The 21,876-nt window shown below is 72.0% G+C and carries 23 protein-coding genes; 8 read left to right on the top strand and 15 right to left on the bottom strand.

Translation table 11 applies throughout. The features are described from left to right. Positions 1 to 49: 49 nt before the first annotated feature. A complete protein-coding gene (locus tag HD596_RS63880; protein ID WP_185071980.1) occupies positions 50 to 772 on the bottom strand; it encodes a DUF5941 domain-containing protein in 723 nt (240 codons plus the stop codon). Next, positions 769 to 2,277, bottom strand: coding sequence for a CDP-alcohol phosphatidyltransferase family protein (locus tag HD596_RS63885; RefSeq protein WP_185071981.1), 1,509 nt, complete (start codon positions 2,275 to 2,277; stop codon positions 769 to 771). Before HD596_RS63885 ends, HD596_RS63880 begins: the two co-directional genes overlap by 4 nt. 140 nt (positions 2,278 to 2,417) lie before the next feature. Between HD596_RS63885 and recO the strand changes: the two genes are divergently transcribed. From recO to HD596_RS26360, 4 genes are all read left to right on the top strand, one after another. After that, a complete protein-coding gene (gene recO, locus HD596_RS26345; RefSeq protein ID WP_185071982.1) occupies positions 2,418 to 3,152 on the top strand; it encodes a DNA repair protein RecO in 735 nt (244 codons plus the stop codon). After that, complete coding sequence (locus HD596_RS26350) at positions 3,149 to 3,922, top strand: isoprenyl transferase (RefSeq protein WP_185071983.1); 774 nt, start codon at positions 3,149 to 3,151, stop codon at positions 3,920 to 3,922. The genes recO and HD596_RS26350 overlap by 4 nt, the downstream gene beginning before the upstream one ends. Positions 3,923 to 4,033: 111 nt before the next feature. Further along, positions 4,034 to 5,659, top strand: coding sequence for an ABC transporter permease (locus tag HD596_RS26355; protein ID WP_185071984.1), 1,626 nt, complete (start codon positions 4,034 to 4,036; stop codon positions 5,657 to 5,659). Between the two features lie 42 nt (positions 5,660 to 5,701). Next, positions 5,702 to 6,463: a phosphotransferase family protein gene (locus HD596_RS26360; protein ID WP_185071985.1), complete on the top strand. Its 762-nt coding sequence runs from the start codon at positions 5,702 to 5,704 to the stop codon at positions 6,461 to 6,463. A 68-nt stretch (positions 6,464 to 6,531) separates the two neighbouring features. Here the strand turns inward: HD596_RS26360 and HD596_RS26365 are convergent, their stop codons facing one another. Beyond that, positions 6,532 to 7,386, bottom strand: a complete 855-nt coding sequence (locus HD596_RS26365; RefSeq protein WP_185071986.1) for an LLM class flavin-dependent oxidoreductase — start codon at positions 7,384 to 7,386, stop codon at positions 6,532 to 6,534. Positions 7,387 to 7,543: 157 nt separating this feature from the next. Continuing rightward, entirely contained in the window at positions 7,544 to 7,918 is a 375-nt protein-coding gene (locus HD596_RS26370) for a winged helix-turn-helix transcriptional regulator (protein ID WP_185071987.1), read from the bottom strand. Positions 7,919 to 7,984: 66 nt separating this feature from the next. Here HD596_RS26370 and HD596_RS26375 point away from each other — a divergent pair, with 66 nt between their 5' ends. Together HD596_RS26375 and HD596_RS26380 are read left to right on the top strand one after the other, a co-directional pair. Then, a complete protein-coding gene (locus HD596_RS26375; RefSeq protein WP_185078735.1) occupies positions 7,985 to 8,362 on the top strand; it encodes a YybH family protein in 378 nt (125 codons plus the stop codon). A 12-nt stretch (positions 8,363 to 8,374) separates the two neighbouring features. Then, the gene (locus HD596_RS26380; RefSeq protein ID WP_185078736.1) at positions 8,375 to 8,854 is read left to right on the top strand and encodes a serine hydrolase; all 480 of its coding nucleotides are present in this window, start codon (positions 8,375 to 8,377) and stop codon (positions 8,852 to 8,854) included. Here the strand turns inward: HD596_RS26380 and HD596_RS26385 are convergent. After that, positions 8,808 to 9,332, bottom strand: coding sequence for a hypothetical protein (locus HD596_RS26385; RefSeq protein WP_185071988.1), 525 nt, complete (start codon positions 9,330 to 9,332; stop codon positions 8,808 to 8,810). The genes HD596_RS26380 and HD596_RS26385 overlap by 47 nt on opposite strands. Positions 9,333 to 9,495: 163 nt before the next feature. Then, positions 9,496 to 10,023, bottom strand: coding sequence for a CGNR zinc finger domain-containing protein (locus HD596_RS26390; RefSeq protein WP_313047585.1), 528 nt, complete (start codon positions 10,021 to 10,023; stop codon positions 9,496 to 9,498). A 92-nt stretch (positions 10,024 to 10,115) separates the two neighbouring features. Between HD596_RS26390 and HD596_RS26395 the strand changes: the two genes are divergently transcribed. After that, positions 10,116 to 11,045 carry a DMT family transporter gene (locus HD596_RS26395; RefSeq protein WP_185071990.1) on the top strand — a complete coding sequence of 310 codons (930 nt, stop codon included), beginning with the start codon at positions 10,116 to 10,118 and terminating at the stop codon, positions 11,043 to 11,045. A gap of 6 nt (positions 11,046 to 11,051) precedes the next feature. On the opposite strand, the gene HD596_RS26400 is transcribed toward HD596_RS26395, so the two are convergent. From HD596_RS26400 to HD596_RS26440, 9 genes are all read right to left on the bottom strand, one after another. Continuing rightward, positions 11,052 to 11,429 carry a Fur family transcriptional regulator gene (locus tag HD596_RS26400; RefSeq protein ID WP_185071991.1) on the bottom strand — a complete coding sequence of 126 codons (378 nt, stop codon included), beginning with the start codon at positions 11,427 to 11,429 and terminating at the stop codon, positions 11,052 to 11,054. Further along, entirely contained in the window at positions 11,426 to 12,298 is an 873-nt protein-coding gene (locus HD596_RS26405; RefSeq protein WP_313047587.1) for a metal ABC transporter permease, read from the bottom strand. Before HD596_RS26405 ends, HD596_RS26400 begins: the two co-directional genes overlap by 4 nt. Positions 12,299 to 12,326: 28 nt before the next feature. Then, positions 12,327 to 13,106, bottom strand: coding sequence for a metal ABC transporter ATP-binding protein (locus HD596_RS26410; protein ID WP_185071993.1), 780 nt, complete (start codon positions 13,104 to 13,106; stop codon positions 12,327 to 12,329). After that, on the bottom strand, positions 13,103 to 14,017 hold the full coding sequence (locus tag HD596_RS26415; RefSeq protein ID WP_246554843.1) for a metal ABC transporter substrate-binding protein: 915 nt from the start codon (positions 14,015 to 14,017) through the stop codon (positions 13,103 to 13,105). The genes HD596_RS26410 and HD596_RS26415 overlap by 4 nt, the downstream gene beginning before the upstream one ends. A 149-nt stretch (positions 14,018 to 14,166) precedes the next feature. Beyond that, complete coding sequence (gene fdhD / locus HD596_RS26420; protein ID WP_185071994.1) at positions 14,167 to 15,027, bottom strand: formate dehydrogenase accessory sulfurtransferase FdhD; 861 nt, start codon at positions 15,025 to 15,027, stop codon at positions 14,167 to 14,169. A gap of 29 nt (positions 15,028 to 15,056) precedes the next feature. Next, positions 15,057 to 15,899 (bottom strand): 2Fe-2S iron-sulfur cluster-binding protein, encoded by an 843-nt coding sequence (locus HD596_RS26425; RefSeq protein ID WP_185071995.1) that lies wholly within the window; start codon positions 15,897 to 15,899, stop codon positions 15,057 to 15,059. After that, positions 15,896 to 17,689 (bottom strand): NAD(P)H-dependent oxidoreductase subunit E, encoded by a 1,794-nt coding sequence (locus tag HD596_RS26430; RefSeq protein ID WP_185071996.1) that lies wholly within the window; start codon positions 17,687 to 17,689, stop codon positions 15,896 to 15,898. The genes HD596_RS26425 and HD596_RS26430 overlap by 4 nt, the downstream gene beginning before the upstream one ends. A gap of 4 nt (positions 17,690 to 17,693) precedes the next feature. Continuing rightward, complete coding sequence (locus HD596_RS26435; RefSeq protein WP_185071997.1) at positions 17,694 to 19,595, bottom strand: molybdopterin oxidoreductase family protein; 1,902 nt, start codon at positions 19,593 to 19,595, stop codon at positions 17,694 to 17,696. Between the two features lie 38 nt (positions 19,596 to 19,633). Continuing rightward, on the bottom strand, positions 19,634 to 20,611 hold the full coding sequence (locus HD596_RS26440) for a 2-dehydropantoate 2-reductase (protein ID WP_185071998.1): 978 nt from the start codon (positions 20,609 to 20,611) through the stop codon (positions 19,634 to 19,636). Between the two features lie 67 nt (positions 20,612 to 20,678). On the opposite strand from HD596_RS26440, the gene HD596_RS26445 reads away from it, so the two are divergent. Continuing rightward, positions 20,679 to 21,863, top strand: a complete 1,185-nt coding sequence (locus HD596_RS26445; RefSeq protein ID WP_185071999.1) for a molybdopterin molybdotransferase MoeA — start codon at positions 20,679 to 20,681, stop codon at positions 21,861 to 21,863. Positions 21,864 to 21,876: the final 13 nt, after the last annotated feature.

A 21,876-nucleotide genomic window follows, 5' to 3' on the forward strand; every position in this document is an offset into this window, starting at 1 on the left:
AGCAGGCCCACTTGGTAATCGGGCAACGGGCGGGTGGCCCCTGGCCCACCTACCCCTTGTCCGCCTCGCCGGTGGCCTGTTCGAGCTGGTCCTCCGGGGAGGCCTCGAGGTCCTGCTCGGCGTCGGCGCCCGCCTGGGCGGAGGCCTTGTCGAGGCGGACCCAGCTGGTCACGCTCTCCACGGCGAACAGCACGAAGAGGTACGCCGTCAGCACCGCCAGCACGGGCGTCAGGATGTCGAGCGCGGCGCCCAGGCCGATGACCAGCAGGCGCACCTCCCAGCCCAGGCCCGCGTGGAACACCCAGGCGGGCGGCCAGATGCTCTGCCGGGTCCGGTAGACGGTGTCGTACGTGTGGTAGCCCACGACGTAGACGAGCACGAACAGCAGCCACTTGGGCGCGTCCGCGGCCAGGCCGATCGCGATCATGGCGAGGAACTCGGCGCCGCGCAGCAGCGGCGGGGTCAGCCAGTCGAAGCGGCCCAGGTGGTCGCGCGGCGTGGTCGGCAGCACGAGCAGCAGCGTGGTCGCGACGGGCAGGAGGAGGATGGGGCCGCCCTGGTCGAGCAGGCCGGTGACCAGGAAGGCGACCACGGCCAGGAGGGCCACGAGCGTGGCGGGCACGGGCGGCAGGCCCTTGCCGAGCTTGCCGGCGAGGGCGTGGGCGAGCGGGCCGTCGTCACGGTAGGCGAGCAGGCGGGCGGTCTGGATGCGACGGCGTTCCTCGTCGGGGTCCGGCGTGGGGGTGGCCATGGCCTGCGGTTGGGTGATCATACGAGCGACCTCATGAGGCGTCCGGTGAGAGTGTAGGCGGCGGCGACGGAGCCCCAGATCACCAGGGTGATGAAAGTGATCCGGGCGTCGAAGAGAGCGGCGGTGATCGCGATGGCCGCGAACCGCTCGCCGATGGGGAAGACGATCATCTTGCGGGCCCAGTGGACGGCGCGGAACTTGCCGGCCTTGGTCCACATCTTGAGCACGCCCCGCAGACCCTGGCTGCGCTCGACCTTGCGGCGCGTGAGGGCCTGACGCAGGGCGCGGTCGTCGGGCGCGTCCAGTGCCAGCGTGGGCAGCGGGGACGGGGGCTTGCGGCGGTTGGCGACGCCGAAGGAGAAGTCGAGCAGGTGGCGTACGGACTGCAGGCCGATCGCGGCCAGCGCCAGGATCCAGATGTCGTCACTGTTGCCCGAGACGACCCAGCCGATGGCGAGCCCGGCGAAGACCACGTACTCCTTGAACCGGTCGAACGTGGCGTCCAGCCAGGCCCCCAGCACGCCGAACTTGCGCGCGTAGCGGGCGACCTGCCCGTCCACGCAGTCGAAGACGAACGCGAAGTAGATCAGCACGCCGCCCAGCACCATCCACGGCCGGTCGCCGGTGGCGAAGCAGGCGGCGGCGGCCACGCCGAGCGCGATCGAGATCAGCGTCACCTGGTTGGGCGTCAGCCCGCGCCGGGCCGCCCAGCGGGCGATGAAGCGGGAGTAGGTGGAGACGAAGTACGTGGTGAAGAAGCCGTCGGCGCCCTTGACCGCGTTGTTGAGCCTGGCCCGGTCCTCGTCCATGCCGGCCATCTCGGCGCCGGCCTCGTTGACCTCTTCCTGGGTCGTGACCCGGCGGTAGAACAGGTCGCGCCGGCCCCTGATGCCGACCGACACGCCGTTGCGCACCAGGCCGAACACGATCAGCTGCACCAGGTCGTCGTCCTCGCCGAACGTGTCGGCCATCGCGGCCAGCTCGCGGCAGGTCTGCGCCAGGACGGGCGCGTTGCGGGCGCTGACGTGCAGCGGGCCGAGCAGGATGGCGTTGGGCCTGGTCACGGCGTGGCGAGCGGTGCCCACCGAGACCACGCGCGACTTGCCGACGCGCGAGCGGACGGGCAGCCCCTCGAGGCGGCCGAGGCCGATCTCGGGCTCTGCCTCGTCGATGGGGACGACGTCCTCCTGCGCCTCCTCTGTCACCTCCGGCCGCGGCTCTTTGGCGACGAGCGCCAGCGCGCCGCGCTTGGCCTTGGTGATCTGGTAGATCAGCTCGTCGTGGACGACGGAGTTTTCCGGGATGATGAAGAGGTTCTCCGTCGCGGCCTCCGCGACGTCGGCCAGCGCGCGCAGGGCGGCGGCCACGTCGCCTGACTCGATCGTGGCGAGCCGCGGATCCATGGAAGTGAGCTGGCTGCGCAGGCGTTCGGCCACGGTGGGATTGCCTGGCAGCGCGGCCAGCCTCAGGCCGGTCGGAGAGGTGTCGGGGCCGGGCGAGGCGCCCAGCAGGACCACGCGGGTCATGACTCCCTTTCGAGGCGGTAGCGGGGGGTTGAACAACGGGTAATCCGGGGACAGACGTCAAAGTCTAGTGAGGGTGACGTAAAGTCGCGTCACCAGAGCATGCCCGTAACGTCGCTTGGGTGCGGCCGTAAGATGTCCGAGTGAGTCTCTACCGTGACGAAGGCGTAGTTCTACGCACCCAGAAGCTCGGTGAGGCCGACCGCATCGTCACCATCCTGGCCAAGCGCACCGGCAAGATCAGGGCCGTGGCGAGGGGCGTGCGCCGCACGAAGTCCCGCTTCGGCGCCAGGCTGGAGCCGTTCACGCATGTCGACCTGCAGCTCCACACCGGCCGTACGCTCGACGTCGTCACGCAGGCGGAGACCATCAGACCTTACGGCGAGACGCTGGCCGCCGACTATCCCCGCTACACCGCCGGCAGCGCGATGCTGGAGACCGCCGACCGGCTGACGCACGGGGAGAAGGAGCCGGCGCTGCGGCAGTTCCTGCTGCTGGTGGGCGGGCTGCGCACGCTGGCCGACCGCGGCCACGAGGCCCGGCTGGTCCTGGACGCGTACTTCCTGCGCTCGCTGGCCGTGGCCGGCTACGCGCCCGCGCTCGACGCGTGCGCCAAGTGCCAGGCGCCGGCGATCAGGGCGTTCGCCATCGTCGCGGGGGGCGTGGTGTGCGGGGCGTGCCGGCCGGCCGGCTCGGCCGTGCCCGCCGGGGAGACGATCGGGCTCATGACGGCGCTGCTGCGGGGCGACTGGGCCACCGCCGACGCCTCGGAGCAGCGTCACCGGAGCGAGTGCAGCGGGCTCGTTGCCGCATATCTGCAATGGCACCTCGAACACGGAATACGCTCTCTCCGACACGTCGAAAGGGAGCCTGTGTGAACGTACGACCTCCGACCCCGCATCCGTCGGGCGCGACGCCCCCGCCGATCCCGCGCGACCTGGTGCCCAAGCACGTCGCCATCATCATGGACGGCAACGGCCGCTGGGCCAAGGCCCGCGGGCTGCCCCGCATCGAGGGGCACAAAGCGGGCGAGTCCTCGCTGTTCGACGTCATCGAGGGGGCGCTCGAGCTGGGCATCCCCTATCTGAGCGCGTTCGCGTTCTCCACCGAGAACTGGCGGCGGTCGCCCGACGAGGTCCGCTTCCTCATGGGGTTCAACCGCGACGTCATCCGGCGGCGGCGCGACGAGCTCAACGCCATGGGCGTGCGCGTGCGGTGGGCGGGCAAGCCGGGGCGGCTGTGGAAGAGCGTCATCTCGGAGCTGCAGGCGGCCGAGGAGATGACGGTCGGCAACAGCAAGCTGACGTTGCAGTTCTGCGTCAACTACGGCGGGCAGGCCGAGATCGTCGAGGCGGCGGTCAAGCTGGCCGAGGACATCGCGGCCGGGCGGGTCAAGCCGTCCAAGGTCAACGAGAAGGTGTTCGCGCGTTACCTGGACGAGCCGGAGATCCCCGAGGTGGATCTGTTCGTGCGGTCGTCGGGGGAGCAGCGCTTCTCCAACTTCCTGCTGTGGCAGTCCGCCTACGCCGAGATGGTCTTCCTCGACCGGCTGTGGCCCGACTTCGACCGCAGGGATCTGTGGGAGGCCTGCGAGACCTTCGCCAAGCGCGACAGGCGCTACGGCGGGGCGCTGCCCAACCCGGTCTGACCGGCCCCGATCTGGAGATCGGGGCCCAGGGCTGGCTGGCGCCTATACGCGGGTATAGCCTGCTGTTCACCGGAACAGTTGGCTGTACTCGTGAGTAGGAGCTGATGCCGAATGGCTGACGCACGAAAAGGCCGGGCCGGAGCTCTGGCGGGCACCGGCCACCTCGTCCGCCTGGCGCTGCGCCGCGAGCGGGGCATCGCGCCCTGGTGGATCCTCCTGATCGTGGCCCTGGCCCTGGCTCTGGTGTCCTACGTCAACCGGGCCATGGGCACGTACGAGCTGAAGCTCACCTACGTCGAACTCGCCACCAGGAACGTCTTCCTGCGGGCACTCGGCGGCGGCCTCATCGAGCCGCGGCTGGAGGTGATCGCGACGTGGCGCAGCGGCGGGTTCCTGTACGTGGCGAGCGCGCTCGCGGCCCTCATGTCGGTCGTCCGCCACACGCGCAGGGAGGAGGACGAGGGGAGGGCCGAGCTGGTCCGCTCCGGCATGGTGAGCCGCCACGCGCCCCTGACCGCCGCTCTGCTGGTCGCCGGCGGGATCAGCCTGGCCGGCGGGGTGCTGACCGGGGCCGTGCTCGTCGGGCTCGGGTTCGAGCTCGTCGGGACCGTCGCCTACGGGGCCGCGATCACGGTCGCGGGCTGGGTGTTCGGCGCCGTCGCGGCGGTGGCCGCGCAGCTCGCGCGCAGCGCCCGCACGGCCACCGCGATCAGCCTGGCCGCGCTCGGCGCCGCCTACGTGATGCGTTACGCCGGTGACGCGACCGGACAGTACTGGCTGAAGGCGCTGTCGCCGATCGGCTGGAGCCACCTGGTGCGGGCCTACCAGGACGAGCGGTGGTGGCTGCTCGGCGTGTCGGTGCTGGTCAGCGTGGTCCTGTACGCGGTCGCGTACCGGCTGCTCGACCGCCGCGACCTCGGCGAGGGCCTGCTGCCCGAGCGCCTGGGCCGGGAGTCGGCGCCGGAGCTGCGCGGCCCGATCAGCCTGGCCTGGCGGCTGCACCGCGCTCTGCTGGCCAAGTGGGCGGCCGGGGTCGCGTGCTTCGCCGCGGCCGGAGCCGGGCTGAGCCCGCTCGCCCAGGACCTGCTCTCGCGGCCGAGCCTCGTGGTGCGGAGCATCACGAGCCTCCTCGGCGTGTCCGACACGTCCACCGCGCTGGGCGCGTACTCGTGGTACCTGATCCTCATCATCGCGTACGCCGTCGCGCTCTACCCGGTGCTCATGACGCTGCGGCTGCGTTCGGAGGAGACCTCGGGCCGCGCGGAGACCGTGCAGTCCACCCCGATCACCCGCCTGCGCTGGGCGGCCGGTCACCTGGTCGTGACCGGGCTCGGCACGGCGGCGCTGATGGCCGTCGCCGGGCTCGTGTTCGGCGCGCTGTACTCGCTGCTCGTCGGCGATCTCGCCCGCGACCTGCCCCGCTTCCTGGTGGGAGCGCTGAGCGCCGTGCCGGCGGCCTGGTGCGTGGGGGCGGTCTGCGCGCTCGCGTACGGGCTGCTGCCGAGGGCGAGCGTGGCGATCTCCTGGATCGTCTGGCTCCTGACCGCCGGGCTCGGCAAGGTCGTCAGCCCCCTGTACGGGCTGTGGCACGGGACCCCGCTGGAGCCGTTCCACTACATCCCCAACCCGATGCTCGGAACGCCCTTCGACCTCCGCCCGGCCCTCACCCTGACGGCCCTCACGGCGCTGCTCGTCGGCGGCGCCCTCGCGGCTCTGCGCCGCCGCGACTTCGGGTGATTGCTCTAGCATGTCGTCCCATTCGACAAGATCGGGGGGCGGATGGGCGGCCATTCCATCGAGGTGCGGTCCGACGTGGTGATCAAGCGATACCGGTCGTCGGGCTACGGCGAGCCCGAACGCGAATGGCGCGCCCTGGAGCTGCTGGACGAACACGATCCCGGCCTGGCCCCCGCGCCGGTGACCGCCGAGCTGGCGGCCGATCCGCCGACCGTGGTGATGTCCCGCCTGGACGGCGCGACGGTGAGCGGGGAGATCGCGGGGAAACGCGTCGACGCCCTGGCCGAGGCCATCACGGGCGTCCAGCACTCGATCCCGTCCCGGGTGCTCGACCGGGTGCCGGCGCGTGCCGGGCACCCGGTCCATCTCCTTTCGCAAGTACGCGATTGGGCTTCCGCGGCCACGCCCGAACCCGCGACCGCCGAGGCCCTCCGCGCGGCCACGGACTGGGTGGCCGGGCCGGGCCTGGAGGCGATGTTCGCGCAGCCGGGCACCCCGGTGTTCGGCACCGGCGACGGGAACCTGGCCAACTACCTGTGGGACGGCACCCGGGTCCGGGTCATCGACTTCGAGTACTCCGGGCGCAGCGACCGCGCGTTCGAGCTGGCCGAGGTCACTGAGCACATCTCGGTCTGGGAGAACGATCCGGCCGGGTTGACCGCCGTACTCGACCGGTTGGAGCTGACCGCCGGGGAGGCGGCCAGGCTCACGGAGTGCCGGCGGCTGATGGCGCTGTACTGGCTGCTGCGCTGCCGCCCGGAGATCCGGCCCGCGCAGGCGGACCGGATGCTGGCCCTGCTGTAGGGCTTCCCAAAGGGCGCCCCACTTCCCTCAGGAGGGCGGTTCCCAGCCGAGCACGCGACGCGCTGGCGTCAAAGGGTGCTGACCACGTCCGCCAGCCGGTCCACCTGATCCGGGTCGCTGCCGTAGCAGTAGAGCATGACCTCCTCCACGCCGAGCTCCGCGTACTGCGCGACGCACTCGCGGATCTGCCCGGGCGTGGTGAGCATCCCGGCGACCATCCGCTCCGCCATGCCGGTGAACTCGTAATAGGCGCCCATCGCCGTACGGGCCTCGGTGACGACGTCCTCGGAGCCGAGCGCGACGTTCACCTGGGCGACGATGCGGGGCGCGCCGGACCGTCCGGCTTCCCGCCAGAACCGCCGGACCGTGTCGATGAGCCCGCCGGCCCACGACGGCGCGGCGGCGGCGAGGAACCCGTCGCCCCAGCGCGCGACCCGCGCCAGCGCGGCCGGCTGGAAGCCGCCGAAGAGCACCTCGGGCCCGCCCGGCCGGGCGGGCAGCGGTCCGATCATGCCGGCGCCGGCACCGTACGGCTCGCCGGACCACAGCCGCCGCATGACGGCCATCTGCTCGTCGAGCCGCCGTCCCCGGGTACGGAGGTCGGTGCCCGCGACCAGGTGGTCGTCCTCGCGGCCGCCCACGCCGAGCCCCAGCACCAGCCGCCCGCCGGACATCCGGTCCAGGGTCGCGGCCTGCTTGGCCAGCAGGGCGGGCTCGCGCAGGGGCGCGAGCAGCACTTCGGTCTGCACGCGTACGCGGGTGGTGGCCCCGGCGACGAGGGCGAGGGCGATCAGCGGTTCGGGGTTGTCGTAGACGAGCCGGTCGAGGAGACCGAGGGTGGTGAAGGGGCCGGCGTCAGCGCGCCGGGCCCAGTCGAGCAGCGCCGCGGGGTCGCTGATGGGCAGGCCAAGACCGACGTTCATGAGGTACCTCCGTGAAGGGGCATGCGGAATCGATGCCGCCCCTCCAGGCCCTCCACGACGGGGAGGCAGGGCTCCCGTTCTGCGGCGCACTTCTGGGGAGCTCCTGATCAGAGTGATCCTCACTCTAGGGCAATCCGCCGCCCGCGCAAAGCCGGGCTCACCCGCGATCGCTCCCGGCCGTGGCGCCCCAGTCCCAGAGTGCTTGGAGGACGGGCCCGAGGCGGCGCCCGTGCGGGGTGAGCCGATAGTGCGTACGGGCCGGCCATCCAGACCTCCGGTGACGTTCGAGCACCCCGGCGTCGATGAGCTGCGCCAGCCGATCGGACAGCACCTTGTCCGACAACTCCGGCAGCGCCCGGCGGAGCTCCGTGAACCCGCGCTCGCCCCGCAGCAACTCGCGGATGACGAGGGTCGTCCACCGCCCGCGCAGCGCCGCGAGCGCGATCTCCACCGGGCACGACGGGTCCGGCTCGGTGACCTCGGCCCGAGGATCGTCGGGCAGGCCGGGGTGGCCAACCGTTTGGTGAGTCACGAGGGCGCCTCCTAGCGTTTCCACATCCACCCGATTTCTACCTGCCGGAAGGACGTGCAGACTGCGATGCGCCAACTCGCCGAACGCCCCGAGGACGTGCCTGCCGCGTTCGCCGACCGCTTCAACACCGGCGACCCGGCGGCCGTGGCCGAGGTCTACGAGAGCGGGGCGGTGTTCGTACCCGAGCCCGGCACCCCGCTGACCGGCCCGCAGGCCCAGGCCGCCAACGCCCGCTTCATGGCCCTGGGGGTGCCGATCACGGTCCGGCCGCGGCACGTCTACGCCGCGGGCGACACGGCCCTGCTGATCGTGGACTGGGTCATCGACGGTGTGGACCGGGACGGGCAGCAGGTCCACATCGAGGGCACCGCCACCGACGTCGCCCGCCGCGGAGGGGACGGGCACTGGCGGTACGTCATCGACAACCCCTTCGGCGTGGCATGACGGCGGCCGGGAATCAGAGGCCTCTCGGCGGACCTCGTCCCGCGCTGCGCCCCCACCGAGCACGACGAGGAAGCCGGCACGTTCCGCAGAGGCGCCGTGCATGACTTCTCGGCACGAGTGCTCGGCGGAGTATGCGGAAGTGCCGGTGTCTTCTCCACGGTGGCCGACCTGGCGAAGTTCCTGCGGCACTTGCTCGAACCCGGCGCCGGATCCGGCTTCGGCCCCGCCAGGGTCCAGGAGTCCCTGCGGATCCACACCGGCGACCTCCGGCCGGCGTGGGGCCTGTTCTGGCACCCGGCTTCCGGCGCCGACCCGCTGGACGGCCTGTATCGGCACTACGGCTTCACCGGGACGGGCATGTGGATCTCCCTCGAGCAAGGACGCTGGGCCGTCCTCCTTCGCGTAGATCGCCCGAGAACGCTGGTCATCGCTGTGTCGTCATGCCTCAGGGCTCGACGAGGCCGACCACGAACGCGTAGTCGTCCAGGATGAACTGACTGATGCCGGTGATACGCAGGGCCTGCACCCGGACGGTGTAGGTGCCCGGGCCCAGAGGGGCGGAGAACCGTTCGAGGGCGTGCGCCTCCTCGGCGCCACCGGGGCTGTCGAACCTGTAGTCCGTGCTCGTGACCGGCTGCAGTTCGGTGGTCGTCCCGGCGGAGTTGGTCACGACGATGCGCACGGAGCACCATGCGCTGGCGTCGCCGGCACAGACGGACTCGGCGGTGAAGCGGGCATCGATGAATCGCGTCGTTCCCGAGGGGACGGTCACGTTGACAACCGCCGTCGGGATGTTCCCCCAGGCCCCGACCGTCTGGGCGGTCCATGGGCTGCTCTCCCCGGTGTAGGACTGGACGCTGGTCTGCGTACCGGACTGGGAGCTGGACACGGCGGCGGCGGCCGTGACCGTCAGAGCGAGAGCGCCGGACAACGCCGCCGCGGCGAACGCGGCCTTGGTGAGTCTGGACAACGGGGTTCCTCTCTGCTCGCGCGAAGCCGTGCGCTCCGCGACGGGTCGCTGCTGGAACCACGCTGACGAAAACCCCCCGGCCGGTGAAGCCCTGGCCGAATCATCCGTACAAGTCCGTACAAGCGCCGGGCGGAGATCGAGGGGACCCCGGGCTTCGTCGGGGTCAGGCGCGGCGGCGGGCGCGGTAGGCGGCTACGTGCATGCGGTTGCCGCACGTGCGGCTGTCGCAGTAGACGCGGGACCGGTTGCGGGACTCGTCGACGAAGACGCGGTCGCAGTCGGGGGCCGAGCAGGTGCGCAGGCGTTCGACCTCGCCCTCCACCAGCAGATGGGCCAGGGCGACGCCGCAGTCCGCCGCCACGTGCTCCGCCAGGGTGGAGTCCGCGGCGAAGTAGTGCACGTGCAGCGGGTGGCCGTCGTGCTCGGTGAGCCGGGGCGTGATGCGCGTCTCGGCGAGCAGGGCGTTCAGGGTGCGGACCGCCGTGGGCTGGTCCGGGGCGGTGAAGACGCGGTGGAACGCCTCTCGTACGATCCGCACCTGGCCCAGGTCGCGGGGCGTCAGCTTGGTGACGCCGCTGATCTGGCGGGACTCCACGAACGCCTGCAATTCGGCCAGGCCGGCCAGGCCCTCCTCGCCCCCGGTGGAGGGCGAGGTGTTGACCAGCTCGACAACGGTGGCCAAAGAATGCACCATGTCATGGCCAAACGGCATGTTGACTCCTGTCCGCGCCGGGTTCTAGCGTGGTCGCACTGTATCTCCTGCATGGCCGTACGGGGGTTTCTATGAGTGCACATCGCCGTATCGTGCTGATCGCGATCGTCGGTGCACTGATCATCTCCACCTCCGCCCCCTTGGTCCGGCTCTCAGGTGTATCGCCTGCCACGTCCGCGTTGTTCCGTTGCGCGTACGCCGTGCCGCCCATGATCGTGCTGGCCTGGCTGGAGCGGCGCAGGCTGGGGCCGCTGCCGCTCAAGGGGCTGGTGCTGGCCTGGCCGGCGGGCGTGGTGTTCGCGCTCGACCTGCTGTTCTGGCATCACGCGATCGACTACGTGGGCGCGGGGCTGGCCACCGTCCTGGGGAACCTGCAGGTGTTCCTGGTGGCGTTCGCGGCCTGGGCGCTGTTCGGGGAGCGGCCGTCCTCCCGGTTGATGGTCGCGACGCCGGTCGTGTTCGCGGGGGTGGTGCTCATCTCCGGGGTGTTCGACAGCGCCGCCTACGGGCGCGATCCGGTCATGGGCGTGCTGGCCGGGGTCGCCACGTCCATCTCGTACGCGGCGTTCCTGCTGCTCATGAAGGCCGGGCCGCAGCGGTCGGTGGGGCCGCTGGCGCACGCGACGGTGGTCGCCACCGTGGCCATCGCCCTGCTGAGCCCGCTCTTCGGTGGCGCCGACCTCGTGCCGAGCTGGCCGGCGCACGGGTGGCTGCTGCTGCTCGCGCTGGGGCCGCAGGTGCTGGGGTGGTCGCTGATCACGTTCTCGCTGCCGCGCCAGCCGGCCGCGCTCACCGCGTTGCTGCTGCTCATCCAGCCCATGACGACCGTCGCGCTGTCCGCGGTGGCGCTGGGGGAGCGGCCGTCGGCGCTGCAGCTCGCCGGGTGCGCGGTGATCGTCCTCGGAGTCCTGTACGGCTCCCGCACCCGCTCGCCGGAGCCCGGTGAGCCCCGCCGGAAGGAGACCCACCGGCAGGAGGTGTCGAAGGCCCCCAAGGGCTGACGCCGGTCAGCCCTTGGAGCAGCCGGCGCAGGTGCCGAAGACCTCGACCGTGTGGGTGATCTCGGTGAAGCCGTGCTCGCTGCCCACCGCCTCGGCCCACCGCTCGACCGCGGGCCCTGCCACCTCCACCGTGTGGCCGCAGCGGCGGCAGACCAGGTGGTGGTGATGGACGTCGCTGGCGCACGCGCGGTAGACGGACTCGCCCTCGTCCGTACGCAGCACATCGACCTGCCCGCCGTCGGCCAGCGCCTGCAGGGCGCGGTAGACGGTGGTCAGGCCGATCTTGGCCCCGTGCAGGCGCATCTCGGCATAGACGTCCTGCGCGCTGCGGAACCCCTCGCTCCTGCGGAGGGTGTCGTGCACAGCGTCGCGTCTCGTCGTCATGCGACCTCCTCCACGCGCATCTTCGGTCGCTCGCTCACTGTCGACTCCTGGGTACGGCCTCGCCGTACGAATTTACCGACACCGAGGGCCAGGACGAAGCCGGCGAGAGCAAGAAGCACGATCGCCGCGCCGGGAGGCACCTTGGCCGAGTAGGTGGAGGCGAGCAGACCGCCCACCGAGGCGAGCACCCCGAACAGCATGGCCAGCCCCATCGTCGTGCGGAACCCCCGGGTGAGCTGCTGGCTGGTGGCCACCGGGATCACCATCAGCGCGCTGACCAGCAGCAGGCCCACCACGCGCATCGCGATCACGACGGTGAGCGCGGCGGTGACCGCGATCAGCAGGCTGAGGAAGCGGACCGGCAGGCCGCTCGCCCTGGCCATCTCCTCGTCCTGGCAGAGCACGAACAGCTCCCTGCCGAAGACCACGACCACGCCGATCACGGCCACGGCCAGCGCGGCGATGACCCAGATGTCCTGGACCGTGACGCTGGCGATGGCGCCGAACAGGTAGGAGTTCAGCTTGGCGTTGCTGCCGCCCGGCGCGATGGCCATGAGCATGACGCCGCCCGCGATCCCGCCGTAGAACAGCAGCGCCAGCGCCACGTCCCCGCTGGTGCGCCCGCGCGCCCGGACCAGCTCGATGGCCACCGCCCCGACGACGGAGACGATCACGGCGGTGAGCACGGGCGTGGTGCCGGTCAGGAAGCCGAGGGCGACGCCGGTCAGCGCCACGTGGCCGATGCCGTCACCCAGCAGCGCCAGCCTGCGCTGCACGATGAACGTCCCCACGGCGGGCGCGCACAGGCCCACCAGCAGCGCGGCCACCAGGGCGAGCTGGAAGAGCTGCTCCTGGAGCAGATCCATGATCATCGTGCTTCCCTCCGTCGGCGGCCGTTCACGGCGCCTCCCCCTGCCAGCCGGTCAACGGCCCCGCGGCCGGTGTGGCCGCGTGCGGATGCTGGTGTTCGTGGCCAGGCCGGGCGCAGTCGCCCTCCGGGCGCGGCGGCCTGCCGTCGTGCGCGACGCGGCCCTCGCGGATCACCACGCCGCGCGTGATGATCGGCTCCAGCGGCCCCAGCTCGTGCGCGACCAGCACCACCGTCTTGCCGTCGCGCACCAGCCCGGCCAGCGTGTCGGCCAGCAGCTGCTGCGTGTCGGCGTCCACGCCCGCCGTCGGCTCGTCCATCACGTACGTGTCCGGCTCCCCGGCCAGCGCCCGGGCGATGAGCACCCGCTGCTGCTGGCCGCCGGACAGCGACTGGACGGGGTCGTTCGCGCGGTCGGCCAGCCGGACGGCCTCCAGCGCATCGGCCACGGCGGCCTTGTCGGCCGGGCTGGTCCGGCGAAAACGGCTCTGCCTGGCGATCCGGCCGGAGGCCACGACCTCGCGTACGGTGGCGGGCACGCCGCCCCCGACCTGGAGCCGCTGCGGCACGTAGCCGATGCGCCACCAGTCGCGGAACCTGCCCGGCGGGGACCCGTACATCAGCGTCGAGCCGCCGGTCAGCGGCGTGATGCCGAGCAGGGCGCGGACCAGCGTCGACTTGCCGGAGCCGTTGGCCCCCAGGAGGGCGACGACCTCGCCCGGGCAGACGGTCAGGTCGATCCCCCGCAGGACGGGCTTGCCGTCGAAGGAGACCCGGCCGTCGGTCATCGCGAAGGCCGTTTCGCTCATGCCGTACACCCCAGTGCTGTTTGTAGGGTTTTGAGGTTATCGCGCATGGCGGACAGGTAATCGCCGGAGGGGCGGCTCTCCAGCGGGTCGAGCACGGCGGTCTTGGCGCCCACCTGGTTCGCGAGCACCTCGGCTACCTTGGGGCTGACCAGGGACTCGGTGAAGATCGTGGTCACGCCCTCGGCCTTGGCCAGCTTGGCCACCTCGGAGATGCGCGCGGGCGACGGCTCGGTCTCGGGGTCGAGCGTGATGCCGACCTGCTTGAGCTTGTAACGGTCCGCCAGGTAGCCGAACGCCTCGTGCGCCGTGACCAGCGACCTGGTCCTGCACGTGCTCAAACCCTTGGCGAACTCCTGGTCGAGCGTTCCGAGCGCGCCCGCCGTCTTGGCGGCGCGGTCCTTGTACGCCTGCGCGTGCGCCGGGTCGGCGGCCGCCAGGCGCTCGCCGAGCTTGGTGGCGACGGTGGCCAGGCGGGTGGGGTCCAGCCAGAGGTGCGGGTCGTACGAGACCTCGTGGCCGTGCTCCTCCTCACCCTCCTCGTGCCCGCTCGCGGGCAGGGTCGTGACGGCCGTGGCGGCGTCGAAGCTCTTGTCGGCCTCGACCGCGTCGTCCACGGCGGGCTGGACGCCCTTGATGTAGACCGTGAGCGTCGCCTTCTGGAGCTCGGTCACCTGCTGGATGCTCAGCTCGAGGTCGTGCGGCTCGACGCCGGGGGCGGTCAGGACGGTCACGTGGGCGTCGGATCCTCCCACCTGCTCGGTCAGCCATTGGAGCGGGTAGAACGCGGCGACCACCTCCGGCCGGCCCCCTGCGGCGGTCTCGGCGGAGCCGGATCCGCAGGCGGCGGTGGTGAGGAGGGTGGCCCCGGCCAGCAGTCCGACAGCGTACGACCGGGAAAATCCTGACATCATGTGAGTCAGTATGCGCCAAAATGAAAACGGTTGTCAAAATCCTCCCCTGGCTCGGAGCGACCGAGCCCGCCTCCACGGAGTGGAGGCCATAAGCAGGGAGGGGATGCCGACGGCGGCTGGGGGCCAGAGCGCCGTGCGGCATCCCGCCATCACCCCGGTGAGTGCGCGCCGGCCGAGCCATAGCCGGCGCCCGAGGCGATGCTCAGGCGGCGCTCGCCCGTGTAGACGTTCATCGAGTCCCCGCGCAGGAACCCGATGAGCGTCAGCCCCTCCTCCGCGGCCAGTTCGACCGCGAGCGACGACGGCGCCGAGACCGCGGCGAGCACCGGGATGCCCCCCATGACCGCTTTCTGCACCAGTTCGAACGAGGCCCGGCCCGACACCATCAGCACCGTCCCCCGCAGGGGGAGCCGGTCGTTGCGCAGGGCCCAGCCGAGCAGCTTGTCCACCGCGTTGTGCCGGCCCACGTCCTCGCGCACGCACAGCGGCTCGCCGTCGGACGTGAACAGGCCGGCCGCGTGCAGGCCCCCGGTGCGGTCGAACACCCGCTGGGCCGCGCGCAGCCGGTCCGGCAGGGTGGCGACGGTCGGCTGCGCCAGCTCGACCGGGTCGTCCGCGGCGCTCCAGCGAGCCACCGTGCGTACCGCCTCCAGCGACGCCTTGCCGCAGACGCCGCAGGAGGACGTGGTGTAGAAGTTGCGCGGCGCGGGCGCCGCCACGCCGGGCGCCAGCCGCACGTCGAGCACGTTGTAGGTGTTGCCGTCGTCCACCGTCGCGCCCGCGCAGTAGCGGATCGTGGCGATGTCGTCCGCCGCGCCCACGGCCCCCTCGCTGACCAGGAACCCGGCGGCCAGGTCGAAGTCGTCGCCGGGGGTGCGCATGGTGACCGTCAGCGGCGTGCCGTCGAGGCGGATCTCCAGCGGCTCCTCGGCGGCCAGCGAGTCGATCCTGGGGGTGCGGGCGGTGTCCTTGACCCGCAGGATCCGCCGTTTCACCGCGACCCTAGACATGAGCGCTCCCCCCGGCCCGGACGAGCGCCCTAGACATAGCCGTACCCGAAGCGGCCCTTGACGCACAGGTTGCCCTTGGTCACCGGGTTGTCGTGCGGCGAGCTCACCTTGACGATCTTGTTGTCCTGCACGTGCAAGGTCAGGTTGCAGCCGACCCCGCAGTAGCTGCAGACCGTCGTGGTCTCGCTCTGCCGCGACTCGTCCCAGGTGCCCTCGGCCCGCATGTCGAACTCGGTCTTGAACGACAGCGCGCCCGTCGGGCACACCTCCACGCAGTTGCCGCAGTAGACGCAGGCCGAGTCGGTGAGCGGCGCGTCGAACTCCGTGGAGATCGTCGCGTCGAACCCGCGGCCCGCCACGGCGATGGCGAAGGTGTTCTGCCACTGGTCGCCGCAGGCGTCCACGCACTTGTAGCACAGGATGCACTTGCTGTAGTCGCGCACGTAGAGGTCGTTGTCCACCTTCGCGGGCTGTTCGACCGTGGCCGCGTCGTCGCCGTAGCGGGCGGGGTCGGCGCCGTACTCCTCGGTCCACTCGGCGGCGCGGGGGGTGGTCGACAGGTCCACGGAGGAGCCGAGCAGCTCCAGCACCACCTTGCGGCTCTGCCGGGCCCGCTCGGTATCGGTGCCGACCTTCATGCCGGCCTCGGCCTTGCGGGAGCAGGCGGGCGCCAGCGTCCTGGCGCCCTCCACCTCCACGACGCAGACGCGGCAGGCGTTCTTCGGGGTCAGCGTGTCGCCGTAGCAGAGGGTGGGGATGTCCTTGCCCGCCGCGTGGCAGGCGTCGAGGATCGTCGAGCCCTCCGGCACGCGTACGTCCTCGCCGTCGATCTGGACGTCGATGAGCCGCCGGGGCGGCTGGAGCGGGATCATTTGAACACTCCCAGACGGTCGATGGCCGATTCGACGGCGTTCCAGGCGGTCTGTCCGAGGCCGCAGATCGAGGCGTCCCGCATGGTCTGGCCGACCTCGCGCAGCAGCACGAGATCGTCGTCAGAGACCCGGCGCGAGAGCCGGTGCAGGGCCTCCTCCTGCCGTACGGTGCCCACCCGGCAGGGCACGCACTGGCCGCAGGACTCGTCGCGGAAGAACTCCGCGATGCGCAGCAGCAGCCGCTTCATGTCCACGGTGTCGTCGATGACGAGCACCACGCCGGAGCCGAGCGTCGCCCCGGCGTTCCTGGTGCCCTCGAAGGTGAGCGGGATGTCCAGGTCGGTGACGAACGCGCCGGCCGCGCCGCCGAGCAGCACCGCCCGGGTGGTGCCGGTGGTGCCGGTCAGGTCCAGCAGCTCGCGCAGGGTCGTCCCGAACGTGAGCTCGTACACGCCGGGCCGCTCGACCGCGCCCGAGACGCAGAACAGCTTGGGCTCGGCCGCCGCGTACGCCCGGGCGCCGCGCTCCAGGATCGGCAGCACGTTGACCAGCGTCTCGACGTTGTTGACCACGGTCGGCTTGCCGAACAGCCCCTTCTCCACGGGGAACGGCGGCTTGCTGCGCGGCTCGCCGCGCTGCCCCTCGATGGAGTTGAAGATCGCGGTCTCCTCGCCGCAGATGTACGCGCCCGCGCCCCTGCGCAGCTCGATGTCGAACGACAGGCCCTTGCCGAGGATGTCGTCGCCGAGCAGGCCCCGCGCGCGGGCGGTCGCGATGGCGTGCTGGAGCCGCGCGGTCGCCCTGGGGTATTCGCCCCTGATGTAGAGGTATCCCTTGGCGCAGCCGGTGGCGTAGGCGGCGATCGTCATCGCCTCCACCAGCGCGTACGGGTCGCCCTCCATGATCACCCGGTCCTTGAACGTGCCGGGCTCGCTCTCGTCGGCGTTGCAGACCAGGTAGTGCGGGTGGTCGGGCTGGCGGGCGGTGGCGTCCCACTTGCGGCCGGTCGGGAACGCGGCGCCGCCCCTGCCGACCAGCCCCGACTCCAGGACCTCCCGGATGACCCCGGCCGGCCCCAGCTCGAACGCCCTCCTGAGCGCGGTGTAGCCGCCGGCCGCCCGGTAGTCGTCCAGGCTCGCGGGATCGGTCGTGCCGACCCTCCTGAGCAGGGTCAGCCCGTCCTGCCCGGCCTGCGGCACGGCCGCCGCCACCGGGGCGTCACCGGCGACGTCGAGGCTGGGGGTGGTGCCGTTGGGGGTGGGGGAGTCGAGGGTCAGGGAGGCGTTCGCGGGCGCGTACACCTGGGCCTTGGGCGGCGTGCCCGCCTCCAGGGCGAGCGCGGCGGGGGCCCGCTCGCACAGGCCCAGGCAGGGGCTCTCGTGCCACGACCTGCCGGGCGGGCCGAGCCGCTCCTCCACCCGCCTGCGTACGTCCTCGCCGCCCTTGGCCTGGCAGGCCAGGTCGGTGCAGACGTGCAGCACCCGCTTCGGCCGCGGCTCCATGGAGAACAGCGAGTAGAACGTCGCCACCCCGTACGCCTCGGCGGGCGGCACGGTCAGGCGGCGGCAGATGTAGTCGAGCGCGCCCTCGCTGATCCAGCCGACGCGGTCGTTGACCGCGTGCAGCGCGGGCAGCAGCATGTCGCGCTGCGACTCGGCCCGTACGGCGACCCGCAGGTCGGCCTCGGTCCTCCCGCCGCCGTCCCATGCCGACGCGGGCGGCCCGAGCAGGGCGTCGACGGCCGCGCGCTCCTCCTCGGACGGCTCTGCGCCGCGGAACCTCAGATCCATCTGATCACCCGGCCTTCACGAGCTTCTCGACGCGTACGGCCGCCGCCTTGAACTCGGCGGTGCCCGCGATCGGGCAGGTGGCCTCGATGGTGAGGGAGTTGGTGTCCACCTCGTCCGGGAAGTGCATGGTCATGAACACCAGCCCCGGCCGCAGGGCGGGGTCGATGAACACCGGCGCGACCACCGACCCGCGCCGCGAGGTGATCCGCACCTCCTCGCCGGCGACGACGCCGAGCCGGTCGGCGTCCTCGGGGCAGAGCTCCACCGTCTCGCCCCGGCGCAGGGGAGAGGCGAACCCGGAGGACTGCACGCCCGTGTTGTACGAGTCGAGCCGCCGCCCGGTCGTCAGCCGCAGCGGATACTCCTCGTCCAGCAGGTCCACCGGCGGCGAGTGGCGCAGCACCGCGAACGGCGCCGGCGTGCCCCGCTTGACCGGGTCGCTCTCCCACAGCCTGCCGTGCAGGTAGGGCGGCTCCAGCGAGTCCTCCGACGGGCAGGGCCACTGGATGCCCTGCAGGTCGGCCAGCCGCTGGTAGGTCATGCCGTGGTGCTGGGGCGACATGGCGCGCAGCTCGTTCCAGACCTCCTCGGCGCCGTCGTAGTGCCAGTCGTGGCCCAGCCTGCGGGCCAGCTCGCACATGATCCAGATGTCGTCGCGCGCCTCGCCCGGGGGATCCAGGGCCTTGCGCACCCGCTGGACCCGGCGCTCGCTGTTGGTGAACGTGCCGTCCGCCTCGCACCAGGCGGCGCTCGCGGGCAGCACGACGTCGGCCATCTGGGCGGTCTTGGTGAGGAAGATGTCCTGCACGACCAGGTGGTCGAGCATGGACAGTCGCTTGATGCAGGCCAGCGAGTCGGCCTCGGACTGCACGGGGTTCTCACCGATGAGGTAGCAGGTGGTCACCTCGCCCTCGGCCATGGCCTCCAGCATCTCGGTGAGGTTGAGGCCGTAGCGGGGCTGGATCTCCCTGCCCCACGCGCTCTCGAAACGCGCCCGGATGGCGGGGTCGAGGAGGTCCTGGAAGCCGGGCAGGCGGTTGGGGATGGCGCCCATGTCGCCGCCGCCCTGCACGTTGTTCTGGCCGCGCAGCGGTGACAGGCCGGAGCCGTAGCGGCCGACGTGGCCGGTGAGCAGGGCCAGGTTGATCAGGGCCCGTACATTGTCCGTGGCGTTGTGGTGCTCGGTGATGCCGAGCGTCCAGCACAGCTGGGCGCGGTCGGCGCGGGCGTAGGCGTGGGCCAGCTCGCGGATGGCGTGCGCGGGCACGCCGGTGACCTGCTCGGCGACGGTCAGCGTCCAGGGCTCGACCGACTCCTTGAACTCCTCGAACCCGCTTGTGGCCCGTTCGATGAACGCCTCGTTGTGCAGCCCGGCGTGGATGATCTCCCTGGCCACCGCGTGGGCGAGGGGGATGTCCGTGCCGACGTTCAGCCCCAGCCACAGGTCGGCCCACTGGGCGGTGCCGGTGCGGCGCGGGTCCACCGCGAACATCCGCGCGCCGTTGTGGATGCCCTTCAGCACGTGCTGGAAGAAGATGGGGTGGGCGTTACGCGCCGCCGAACCCCACATCACGATCACATCGGTGTCCTCCACCTCCTGGTAGGAGGACGTGCCGCCACCGCTGCCGAACACCGCCGACAGCCCCGCCACGCTCGGCGCGTGGCAGGTGCGGTTACAGGAGTCCACGTTGTTGGTGCCGATCACCACGCGGGTGAACTTCTGCCCGACGTAGTTCATCTCGTTGGTGGAACGGGCGCACGACAACATGGCGAAGCAGTCGGGCCCATGTGCGGCGAGGTTGCGGCGGAAGCCCTCCGCCGCCCGCTCCAGGGCCTCGTCCCAGCTCGCCCTGCACAGCACGCCGTTCTCACGCACCAGTGGATGGGTCAGGCGGTCATAGCTCATGATCCCTCCATTCTGTATACAGGCTACGGTATTCCTCGCTAGACCGCGCGGACAAGGTTGGCGTTGAGGAGGTCGCTCACCGCGTGGATCGCGCGCAGCGTCGGCACCTCGGCGCCGGTGAGGTCGGCCAGCTCGACCACCGCCGCGAGCAGCACGTCCAGCTCCAGCGGCTTGCCCTTCTCCAGGTCCTGCAGCGTGGAGGTCTTGTGCTCGCCCGCCTTCTCCGCCCCCTTCAGGCGGCGCTCGATGGAGATCCCCGGGTCGCAGCCGACCCTCCTGGCCACCTCGACGGTCTCGCGCATCATGGCCACGACGAGCTCCCTCGCGCCGTCGTGGCGGCAGATCCCGGCCATCGTCGCCCTGGCCAGCGCGCTGATCGGGTTGAAGGCGATGTTGCCCATGAGCTTGATCCACACGTCTTTGCGCAGGTCGCGCTCCACCGGGCACTTGAGCCCGCCGGCTGTCGCGGCCTGGCTGAAGGCGGCGCACCGCTCGGTCAGCTCGCCGTCCGGCTCGCCGATGGAGAAGCGGGTGCCCTCCAGGTGGCGGATCACGCCGGGCCGCTCGATCTCGGTGGCGGCGTACACGACGCAGCCGACGGCACGGTTCAGGGGCAGCGCGGCCGTGACCGCGCCGCCCGGGTCGACGCTCTCGATGCGGTAGCCCTCGTAGGGGCCCTTGAGCCCGTGGAAGTACCACCACGGGATGCCGTTCTGCGCGGCGATGATGCTCGTGGTCTCGTGCAGGAGCGGCCTGATCATGGGGCCCGCCGAGGCGTAGCTGTTCGCCTTGAGGCCCAGGAAGACGTGGTCCACCGGGCCGACCTGGGTGGTGTCGTCGGTGGCATGGGGATGGGCGGTGAAGTCGCCTCTGGGGGTGAGCACCCGCACACCGGCGCGCCGGATCGCCTGCAGGTGCTCGCCTCTCGCGATGAGGTGCACCTCGACTCCCGCCCGGTGGAGGGCGGCCCCCACGTATGCGCCGATGGCGCCGGCGCCAAGAACAGCGACCTTCATGCTGCGCTCCGTTCTCGCGTCGGATTTGCATTCGGTATACAGTATGGAAAAACGCGGGTCAAGGAGCATGCCTGTGACCGTTCTTCGGCATGATCTAGTGGTGGAATCGACGACCTGGGTGACCGCGCGGGCCCTCGCGAAGGGGGCCGCGGCGCCCCTGGAGCCCGCCTCCGTGTCGCTCGCCGACGCTCTCGGCGGCCGTCTGGCCGCGCCTTTGACGGCGCTGGTGGCGGTGCCCGGTGTGGACGTGTCGGCGATGGACGGCTACGCGGTGGCCGGCGCCGGGCCGTGGCGGGTGGTCGGCCGGGTTCTGGCCGGTGGCGCCTGCTACGGGGGCGAGCTGCGGCCGGGGGAGGCGGTCGAGATCGCCACCGGCGCTCCGACGCCCGCGGGGGCCTCGGCGGTGCTGCCGTACGAGCACGCGGCGGTGGACGGGGCACGGGTGAACGGCGCCGTCGAGATCGGGCGGCACATCCGGCGGCGGGGCGAGGACATCGCCGAGGGCGCGGTCGTGCTGGGCGCGGGCGCGGTGGTGACCCCGGTGGCGCTCGGGCTGGCCGCCGCGCTGGGCCACGACGAGCTGCTGGTACGGCCCCGCCCGCGGGTGGCGGTGCTGATCACCGGGGACGAGGTCGTGCGCGAGGGCCTGCCCGCGCCGGGCCGGGTGCGCGACGCCATCGGCCCGTTCCTGCCCGGCCTGGTGGCGTGGGCCGGCGGCCGGGTGGCGAGCACGGACGTGCTGCCCGACGGTCGGGAAGCGCTCCGCGCCGCGCTGGAGACCGGGGTGGCGGACGTGGTCGTCGTGTGCGGCGCGTCGTCCAAAGGGCCCGCCGATCACCTGAGGGCCGTGCTCGGCGACCTCGGCGCCGACGTGATCGTCGACGGAGTCGCCGTGCGGCCCGGGCACCCCCAGCTCCTGGCCCGGCTGCCGGGCGGGAGGCTGGCCGTCGGCCTGCCGGGAAACCCGTTCGCGGCCCTCGGCGCGGCCCTCACGCTGCTCGCGCCCATCCTGCGCGTGCTGGCCGGGCTCCCCGTCCGCACGGAGACGTCGGCGCTGGCCGGAGCGGTGCGGGCGCATCCGCGCGACACGCGGCTCGTGCCGGTCAGGCGGTCGGGCCGGGGCGTGGTGCCGGTGGGGCACGACCGGCCGGGTTCGCTGTGGGGCGCGGCGCTGGCCGACGCGCTGGCCGTCGTCCCGCCGGGGTGGGCCGGTGAGCAGGTCGAGCTGATCGAGTTGCCTCCTGGGGGCTAGACAGGCCGAACGG

Origin of the sequence: Nonomuraea jabiensis (genome assembly GCF_014204795.1) — a bacterium.
Classification (GTDB): domain Bacteria; phylum Actinomycetota; class Actinomycetes; order Streptosporangiales; family Streptosporangiaceae; genus Nonomuraea; species Nonomuraea jabiensis.

Bases quoted from the DNA above. Each gene is read 5' to 3' on its own strand.
- HD596_RS63880 (WP_185071980.1), bottom strand. From the start codon at position 772: ATGATCACCCAACCGCAGGCCATGGCCACCCCCACGCCGGACCCCGAC.
- HD596_RS26375 (WP_185078735.1), top strand. From the start codon at position 7,985: ATGCGCCAACTCGCCGAACGCCCCGAGGACGTGCCTGCCGCGTTCGCC.
- HD596_RS26415 (WP_246554843.1), bottom strand. From the start codon at position 14,017: ATGATGTCAGGATTTTCCCGGTCGTACGCTGTCGGACTGCTGGCCGGG.
- HD596_RS26430 (WP_185071996.1), bottom strand. From the start codon at position 17,689: ATGGATCTGAGGTTCCGCGGCGCAGAGCCGTCCGAGGAGGAGCGCGCG.
- HD596_RS26365 (WP_185071986.1), bottom strand. From the start codon at position 7,386: ATGAACGTCGGTCTTGGCCTGCCCATCAGCGACCCCGCGGCGCTGCTC.
- HD596_RS26360 (WP_185071985.1), top strand. From the start codon at position 5,702: ATGGGCGGCCATTCCATCGAGGTGCGGTCCGACGTGGTGATCAAGCGA.
- HD596_RS63885 (WP_185071981.1), bottom strand. From the start codon at position 2,277: ATGACCCGCGTGGTCCTGCTGGGCGCCTCGCCCGGCCCCGACACCTCT.
- HD596_RS26445 (WP_185071999.1), top strand. From the start codon at position 20,679: ATGCCTGTGACCGTTCTTCGGCATGATCTAGTGGTGGAATCGACGACC.
- HD596_RS26440 (WP_185071998.1), bottom strand. From the start codon at position 20,611: ATGAAGGTCGCTGTTCTTGGCGCCGGCGCCATCGGCGCATACGTGGGG.
- fdhD (WP_185071994.1), bottom strand. From the start codon at position 15,027: ATGTCTAGGGTCGCGGTGAAACGGCGGATCCTGCGGGTCAAGGACACC.
- HD596_RS26435 (WP_185071997.1), bottom strand. From the start codon at position 19,595: ATGAGCTATGACCGCCTGACCCATCCACTGGTGCGTGAGAACGGCGTG.
- HD596_RS26355 (WP_185071984.1), top strand. From the start codon at position 4,034: ATGGCTGACGCACGAAAAGGCCGGGCCGGAGCTCTGGCGGGCACCGGC.
- HD596_RS26400 (WP_185071991.1), bottom strand. From the start codon at position 11,429: ATGACGACGAGACGCGACGCTGTGCACGACACCCTCCGCAGGAGCGAG.
- HD596_RS26410 (WP_185071993.1), bottom strand. From the start codon at position 13,106: ATGAGCGAAACGGCCTTCGCGATGACCGACGGCCGGGTCTCCTTCGAC.
- HD596_RS26395 (WP_185071990.1), top strand. From the start codon at position 10,116: ATGAGTGCACATCGCCGTATCGTGCTGATCGCGATCGTCGGTGCACTG.
- HD596_RS26425 (WP_185071995.1), bottom strand. From the start codon at position 15,899: ATGATCCCGCTCCAGCCGCCCCGGCGGCTCATCGACGTCCAGATCGAC.